At 74.2% G+C, this 6,835-nt stretch carries 6 protein-coding genes and 2 pseudogenes; 2 read left to right on the plus strand and 6 right to left on the minus strand.

Translation table 11 applies throughout. From position 1 onward, the window contains the following. The first annotated feature begins 70 nt into the window (after positions 1 to 70). On the plus strand, positions 71 to 838 hold the full coding sequence (locus tag ACFU6K_RS26725) for a helix-turn-helix domain-containing protein (RefSeq protein ID WP_380667127.1): 768 nt from the start codon (positions 71 to 73) through the stop codon (positions 836 to 838). Here ACFU6K_RS26725 and ACFU6K_RS26730 read toward each other — a convergent pair. From ACFU6K_RS26730 to ACFU6K_RS26745, 4 genes are all read right to left on the minus strand, one after another. Next, the gene (locus ACFU6K_RS26730; RefSeq protein ID WP_380667129.1) at positions 835 to 1,248 is read right to left on the minus strand and encodes a VOC family protein; all 414 of its coding nucleotides are present in this window, start codon (positions 1,246 to 1,248) and stop codon (positions 835 to 837) included. The two genes, ACFU6K_RS26725 and ACFU6K_RS26730, sit on opposite strands and share 4 nt — an antisense overlap. 163 nt (positions 1,249 to 1,411) lie before the next feature. Beyond that, positions 1,412 to 2,542 (minus strand): hypothetical protein, encoded by a 1,131-nt coding sequence (locus ACFU6K_RS26735; RefSeq protein WP_380667131.1) that lies wholly within the window; start codon positions 2,540 to 2,542, stop codon positions 1,412 to 1,414. A gap of 170 nt (positions 2,543 to 2,712) precedes the next feature. After that, positions 2,713 to 4,245 carry a serine hydrolase domain-containing protein gene (locus tag ACFU6K_RS26740; RefSeq protein ID WP_380667133.1) on the minus strand — a complete coding sequence of 511 codons (1,533 nt, stop codon included), beginning with the start codon at positions 4,243 to 4,245 and terminating at the stop codon, positions 2,713 to 2,715. Between the two features lie 124 nt (positions 4,246 to 4,369). After that, on the minus strand, positions 4,370 to 4,996 hold the full coding sequence (locus ACFU6K_RS26745) for a TetR/AcrR family transcriptional regulator (protein WP_380667135.1): 627 nt from the start codon (positions 4,994 to 4,996) through the stop codon (positions 4,370 to 4,372). Between the two features lie 110 nt (positions 4,997 to 5,106). Between ACFU6K_RS26745 and ACFU6K_RS26750 the strand changes: the two genes are divergently transcribed. Then, a complete protein-coding gene (locus ACFU6K_RS26750; RefSeq protein WP_380667137.1) occupies positions 5,107 to 5,790 on the plus strand; it encodes a hypothetical protein in 684 nt (227 codons plus the stop codon). A 28-nt stretch (positions 5,791 to 5,818) separates the two neighbouring features. Here the strand turns inward: ACFU6K_RS26750 and ACFU6K_RS26755 are convergent. Together ACFU6K_RS26755 and ACFU6K_RS26760 are read right to left on the minus strand one after the other, a co-directional pair. Further along, positions 5,819 to 6,529 (minus strand): annotated as a pseudogene (locus tag ACFU6K_RS26755) (alpha/beta fold hydrolase); the annotation flags it as partial. Beyond that, positions 6,516 to 6,644: pseudogene (locus ACFU6K_RS26760) on the minus strand (alpha/beta fold hydrolase); the annotation flags it as partial. The pseudogenes ACFU6K_RS26755 and ACFU6K_RS26760, both read right to left, overlap by 14 nt. Positions 6,645 to 6,835: the final 191 nt, after the last annotated feature.

Here is a 6,835-nt window from a genome sequence, read left to right on the forward strand (position 1 = left end):
CGGCCGCCGCGGGCGGCCGGGGCCGTCGGCGTCCGCCCGCCGTTCCCCGCGGGGCGCGTAGCCTCGGATCATGGAGCTGTCCGCCTCGTACCAGGAACGCGCGTGTCGGCTGCCGGGCGCGGTCCTGTGGACGAAGTCGGCCCTCGGGCGTGCGGGCGGTCGGGCGAGTGCCGGGCGTACGGGCGGTCGGGCGAGTACCGGGGGTGCGGACGCCACCCGGGCCGGGCTCGTCCTGCCCGACGGCTGCATGGACCTGCTGTGGACGGAGGGGCGGCTGCTGGTCGCCGGACCGGACACCCGCGCCTTCCACCCCGGCCCCGGACTGCGCGGCCCGTGGGCGGGCGTACGCTTCCGCCCCGGCGCCGCCCCCGCGCTGCTCGGCGTCCCCGCACACGAACTGCGGGACCGCAGCGTCGAGTTGGCCGACCTGCGGCCCGCTGCCGAGGTCCGGCGGCTGACCGGACACATCGACGCGGCCCCCGACCCGGCCACCGCCCTGGAGGCCCTGGCCCTGCGGCTGGCCGCCGACGCGCCGCCCGAGGACCCCCTGATCCGCGCCGTGGCCGCCTCGCTCGCCGCCGGCCGCTCCGTCGCCGCGACGGCCGAGACGGTCGGCCTCGGCGCCCGCCAACTGCACCGCCGCTCCCTGGCCGCCTTCGGCTACGGGCCCAAGACCCTCGCCCGGATCCTGCGCCTCCAGCGCGCCCTGGCCCTCGCCCGCTCCGGCGTCCCATCAGCCGAGACGGCGGCCCGGACCGGCTACGCCGACCAGGCCCACCTGGCCCGCGACGTACGGGAGTTGACGGGCCTGCCGCTGACCGCGCTGCTCTCGTCCTAGGGCCTGTCTTCGAGCGGCGCGAGCAGGTCCACCCCGTTGCCGTCCGGATCGTGCACCACGGCGTACCGCTGCCCCCAGAAGGCGTCCCACGGCTCCAGCTCCCCGTGGTACCCGGCGCCGGTCAACTCCCCGTACAACGCGTCCACCTGCGCGGGACTCGCGCAGCGGAACGCCAGCGCGGACCGCGTACCGCCGCTCGGCGGCCGCCAGGCGGGATGGAACGACCGGATGGTGGCCTCGGAATCGAGCACCAGAAGCGGCCCGCCCGGCACCTCACCCTCGACGTGCGGCTCCCCCTCCGCCCCCTCGGGAAACCCCACCCCCAGCCGCCGGTAGAAGCCGACCGAGGCGGCCGTATCCGCAACGGCCAGCCCGACGAACGCGAACTGCGGTACACCTGTGCTGTTCATGCCTCCCACGCTAGGCACCCCCGACCCACCCGGTCTTGAACGAATCGGACACCGGCCGCCGGAGGCCGATGGTCGGGCTACGAGGGCCCGGGCCACGGTCCGTGGTCGCGGTCCGGGCCCTCGGGGACGGGGGCGTACGGAAGCGGCGCCCGCGGCAGGGCGGTCAGTGCAGGACGTTCAGGGAGTTGGTGGCGTCGTCGACGAAGTACACGGCGTCGCGGTCGAGGTCGACCGCGAGCCCGAACAGGGCGCCGGCGCCGGGCGGGGTGCCGCTGTCGTCGAGCGTGCGGACGGCGACCTGGTCGCCGGCGGGGGTGGTCTCGACCAGGTTGCCGTCGCCGGAGTTCACCGTGAGGACGTCGCCTCCGGGGGCGACGGCCAGGCCGAGCGGCCCGTTGAGGTTGCCGCCGGTGCTGACGGTGGTGCCGGTGCCGGCGTCGGAGACGCGGTGGACGGCGTCGGGGATCGCGGCGATCCGGTTGGCGAGGGTGTCCGCCACGTAGAGCGTGTCGTCGTGGCCCAGGCCGACGCCGGTCGGGCCGATGACCAGGGCGGCCGGGTCGGTGCGCTGGCCGAAGCCCGAACCGATCCGGGTGGTCGCGACCCGCTGCGGCGGCGCGTCGCCCGGCCGGCACAGGGTGATCCGCAGGACGGTGCCCTGGTCGACCTCGGCCCCGCCGCCCGCGACCGTGCCGTTCAGCACATTGGTCACGAACAGCTCGTCGCGGTCGCCGGAGCTGACGGCCGTCATGTCCCACGGGCCGTTGATGCCGTCGCCCGCGATGGTCTCGCGGACCGTGCCGTTGCTGTCCAGCACCAGCAGGCAGCCGGCCTGGACGGTGGCGGAGGTGCCGTCCGCGGTGGGCGTGCTGCCGACCACGACCCAGCCGCCCGGCAGGACGGTCAGCGCCGTCGAGAGCCCGACCCCGCCGGGGCAGGGCCCTGGCAGGTGCGCCGGGTCGATCTGGGCGAACGTGCTGACGGCGCCGTCCGGGCTCACCTGGACCAGGGTGGTCCCGGTGCCCTGCTGGTTCTGCGCGTTGTTGAAGTTGCTGATGAGGACGTTGCCACGGTGCAGCTTGCCCGTGCTGTGCTGGATCACGAACGTGCCGTACGGGTTCACGTCCCCGTTCGCGGGCACGGTCGAGGCGACCGGGGACACGGTGTGCAGCGGTCCGAGGAACGGTCCGCGGCCGGCGGCGCCACCCGCCGCCGTGGCGCCGAGCACCACCACGGCGGCGGCGACCACGCCGGCCTGCCCCCAGAACCTCGTGCGCGAAGAGTGAAGTCTCATAACGCGAAGTTATGTCGTGGTCGAATCGCCTGGCGCGCGGAGTTCACCCAGCGGTGTCCAGCGGTGTCAGGCGGTGTCCCGTGGCGGCTGAGGCCCGAGGCGCCCGTGGCCCGGGCCTCCGGTCGCGGCGGGGTGAGCCGGCCCCGGCGGAACCAGTGCGACCGGTGGCGTCAGGCCGACTTGGCGGTGGCGCGGACGCCGAAGTGGACGTAGCGGGTGCCGTCGCCGAGGGCGTAGAAGACGACGGGGATCCAGGCGTCCTTGTCGTTGCGGCGGCCGGCGAAGACGGTCTTGTCGGGGGTGTCGGAGACCGGGGTGAGGTGCCAGACGAGCGGGTCGAAGGTGCCGGCGAGGCCCTCGACGCCTTCGTAGCGCAGATCCAGCACGCCTTCGCCGCTGCCGCTGCCGCCGCCGTCCTCGGCGTTCGCGGTGATGGTCATGAGGAAGCCCTCGCGCTTGTAGCGGCCCGTGAAGGGCGCCGGGTCGACGGCCGGGGGGTTGTCGGCCGGCCCGAACGCGGGCATGGCGACTCCGGCGAGTTCGGCGCTCAGTTCGCGGCAGAGGGCCTCGTGGACCTTCGGCGCGGCGCCTCCGCCGTTGGTGAGCAGGGCGATGGCGAGGCCCTTCTCGGGGATGGCCCGCAGGTAGGCGAGTTGGCCGAAGGTGCTGCCGTCGTGGCCGAAGCCGCGAGCGCCGTCCCACTCGAAGAGGCCCCAGCCGAGGCCCCAGTGCGCGCCGAGGAACCACTGGTCGGGCATCTCGACCTCGCGGGTGAGCATCGCCTCCACGGCCGCGGCGGAGAGCACCCGGGTGCCGTCCGGGGCGGTGCCGCCGTCGATGAACAGCCGGGCGAAGCGGACCACGTCGGCCGCGGTGGCGCTGATGCCGCCGTACGGGCCGGCGGAGCGGGGCAGCATGTTCCACAGCGGGGTGGGTGTCGGGTCCTCACCGGGCTCGCCCATGTGCCCCATCGCGGCGCGGAAGCGCAGGACCTCCTCGGGCAGCGTCATGGTCTGCCGGAGCCCGAGCGGTTCGCAGATCAGCTCCTTGAGCGCCTCGTCCCAGGTCAGGCCGGTGACCACCTCGACGATCCGGCCCAGGACGTTGTACGCGGTGCTGGAGTAGGACATGGTCGCGCCGGGCGGGTTGGTGAGGCCGACCTCGCGGGTGCCGTCGACGTAGCGGGCCAGGCAGTCGTCGCCGCGGCCCGTGTCGTTCACGTAGTCGCCCTCGATCCCACTGGTGTGGTTGAGGAGTTGACGCGGCGTGATGGTGCGGGCGGACTCGGCGTCGGCGAGGGCGAAGTCCGGCAGGACCGCCGCGACCGGCTGGTCCAGGTCGAGCTTTCCGGCGTCGGCGAGGCTCAGGACGAGGGCGGCGGTGTAGCCCTTGCTGACCGAGCCGATCTGGAACACGGAGTCGGTGGTGGCCTCGACGCCGGTGCCGGTGTGCAGGACGCCACCGGCCAGTTCGTGGATCTCCCCGTCGGCGAGGACGGCCAGTGCGGCGCCGGGAACGCGGTGGGTGGCGAGCAGCTCGTCGAGTCGGCGCTGCCAGTGGGCGGTGTCGAAGGCCCCGGTGGCACCGGTCCTGCCCAGTGCGCGGTCGACGGTCCGCGCGGCCGCCCGGTTGGTGCGGTCGACGAGCTTGGCGATCTCGCGGTCGACGTTGTCCGAGAACTCCCTGTACATGTCCTTCGACACGGTTTCCCCTCCCGGTGACGGGTGGAGCGAGGGCGCCCCACCCATTCGAACATCGTTTGAAACGATCTCGGGGCGGGCCCGGTTCCCGCCGTTCGGGCCGGTTCCCGCCACTCCGCCAGGGGACTCAGGAGAGCGCCGCGAAGCCGGTGCAGAGCAGGCGGACGCTCCGGGTGAACTTCTCGTCCTGGCCCACGCGCGGGATCAACGGGCCCATGAGCAGGGGGAACCGCTCGCACAGCTCGGCGTACTGCTCCGCGGTGACGGGCGGTGGCGCCGCCGGCTGGTTCTGCTCCTGGAGCACGAAGCCGGTGACGTGGCTGAGCAGGGTGTCGGCGGCGATGCCGCAGTGGTCGGCGGGGAGGCCGGCGTCGAGGAGGGTGCGCAGCAGGCGTTCCATCAGGGAGAGGGCGCCGGGGCTGAGCACGCCGGGGCTCTCGGCGAGGAGTTGGGCGCCGCCGGGGTGCTGTTTGAGGCTCAGGCGCAGGGCGGCGGCCTGGGCCTCGACGCGGTCCTGCCAGGTGGCGGCGGACGGGAGGGCGTCGAGGGCCTCGGTGCCGGCGTCGTACGCGCTGCGGCAGACCCGGTCGGCCATCAGGGCGAGCAACTCGTCCTTGCCGCGCACGTGGTAGTAGAGGCTGCCCGCGTGGGCGTCCAGGCGGTCGGCGACCTGGCGCATGGACAGGTTCTGGTAGCCGACCTCCGCGAAGACGGCCATGCCCGCATCGACGATGCGTTCCTTGGTGAGCTTCATGCGTTCCACCGTACAACGTTTTCCAACACTGTTCGAAAACTGTGCTAGCTTGGCGTCATCAGGTTTTCGAACGGCGTTGGAAAACGTCGGAACCGGGGGGAGAGCCAGACATGGGAGCGATCGTCTTCAACGTGACCACGGCCGCGCTGATGGTCATGATGGTCAACTGCGGGCTCGGCGTGGTCGGCCGCGACACCCTGCGCGGGCGGCCGCTCCCGTGGGCGGCGGTCGCCCTGACCGCGCTCGCCGTCGGCGGCGTCCTGCTCCAACTGCTCTGGTCCGGCGCCATGGACGCGCTCGACGCGGACCCCGCCAAGTCCGGCTGGTGGCGCGAGTTCACCTCGGTGTTCATGCAGAACGGCGGCCTCTTCGGCGGCCTGTGGAACCTCGGCACCCTCGCCGCCGTCGCCGCCCTCGCCCAGTGGTACTGGGGCGGCCCGCTCACCCTCGGCTTCTTCCTCGCCGGCATCCTGCTGCCCGGCCGCGTCGACAGCCTGCTCGGCCTCGGCGGCGGCCCCAGCACCGACCCCCGCAACTTCGCCGGCAGCTCCGGCGCCACCTACTTCCTCGGCGCCACCCTCGCCCTGGCCTTCCTCACCCGCACCCGCCTCCCCAAGCAGCTCGCCCTGGCGGCCGGCGTCCCGGCGCTCGGCCTCGCGATGTGGCTCGCCCAGGAGAACGGCCACGGGCTGGTCTCCGTCTACGGCTTCGCCCTCGCGGCAGCCGCCTGGGCCGCCCGCCGCCGGCTCCGCCCGGCCGACGCGTCCCACCCGGCCCCCGGCCGGGCGGCCTGACCCCGAACTGCCGTGTCCCGCAGGCCGGCTAGGCCGGCCGATTGACTCCTTCGATGAAGCTGGTCACGCGCTGCGCGTAGGCGTCCGGGTGGCTGAGGTGGGGGACGTGCCCGGCTCCCTCGAAGGTGTGGGTCTCGGCCTGCGGCAGTGCCCCGGAGAGCCGGGCGACGATCGCGGCGAACCAGGGCGGGCTCTCCGTCCCCTTCGTCAGCAGCGCGGGTCCGGTGTAGCGGGAGAGGCGGCCGAGGTCGAGGTCGGCCCACTGCGGGTCCGCCTGCTCGTCCGCGAAGGTGGGGGCGTTGGCGACGAAGGTCTCGCGGAGCTGTTCCGGCAGTCGGTCCCAGGCGCCGGGTCCCAGGGCGACCTCCTCCACGAACTGGCGTGCCCCCGCGAGGGTTCGGCCGGCCGCCAGGCGGGCGAGAACGGATTCGATCCGCTCCCCGGTGGCCGCCATCAGCGGCAGCAGCTCGGGGTCGTCGGCGACGGTGCCCAGGAGTGGGGGCTCGTGGGCGACGAGGCCCCGGAAGAGTTCGGGTCGTCGGGCCGCCATGCCGAGCGCGGTCGAGGCACCGAAGGAGTTGCCCGCGACGTACGCCGGTGCGAACCCGAGGGCCTCGATCAGCGCGGCGAGGTCGTCCTCGTCCTCGACCCGGGATCCCCGCCCCGGCGGGCGGGTCGCTCCGGCTGTGCCCCCGCCGGTCGTAGACGAGCACCCGGAACCTCGCCGGGAGGGCGTGCAGGACCGGGTCCCAGGTGCCGTGGTTGCCCCACGAGCCGTGCACCAGGACCAGCGGCTCGCCGTCCCCGCCCACCTCGTAGAAGAGTTCGACCCCGTTCACCGCGACCCGTGGCATGTCCGCCTCCTCGCCGACAGACGGCGGTCGCCGCCGGGGCCATTGAGGCACCCCGGGCCCGGCCCCGCAACCGCAGCGGGCCCGACATCCCGCGTACGGCCGCCCCACGCGCCCGGAGGATCAAGCCGCCCGTGCGGGACGGAAGCCCGGGGGCGACGCGGAAACGCCAGAGGGCCGGACCGCTTCAGCGG

Source organism: Kitasatospora sp. NPDC057512, from assembly GCF_042802135.1.
Lineage (GTDB): Bacteria > Actinomycetota > Actinomycetes > Streptomycetales > Streptomycetaceae > Kitasatospora.

Coding starts and splice junctions, on each gene's coding strand:
- ACFU6K_RS26730 (WP_380667129.1), bottom strand. CDS start 1,248: ATGAACAGCACAGGTGTACCGCAGTTCGCGTTCGTCGGGCTGGCCGTT.
- ACFU6K_RS26750 (WP_380667137.1), top strand. CDS start 5,107: ATGGGAGCGATCGTCTTCAACGTGACCACGGCCGCGCTGATGGTCATG.
- ACFU6K_RS26725 (WP_380667127.1), top strand. CDS start 71: ATGGAGCTGTCCGCCTCGTACCAGGAACGCGCGTGTCGGCTGCCGGGC.
- ACFU6K_RS26745 (WP_380667135.1), bottom strand. CDS start 4,996: ATGAAGCTCACCAAGGAACGCATCGTCGATGCGGGCATGGCCGTCTTC.
- ACFU6K_RS26735 (WP_380667131.1), bottom strand. CDS start 2,542: ATGAGACTTCACTCTTCGCGCACGAGGTTCTGGGGGCAGGCCGGCGTG.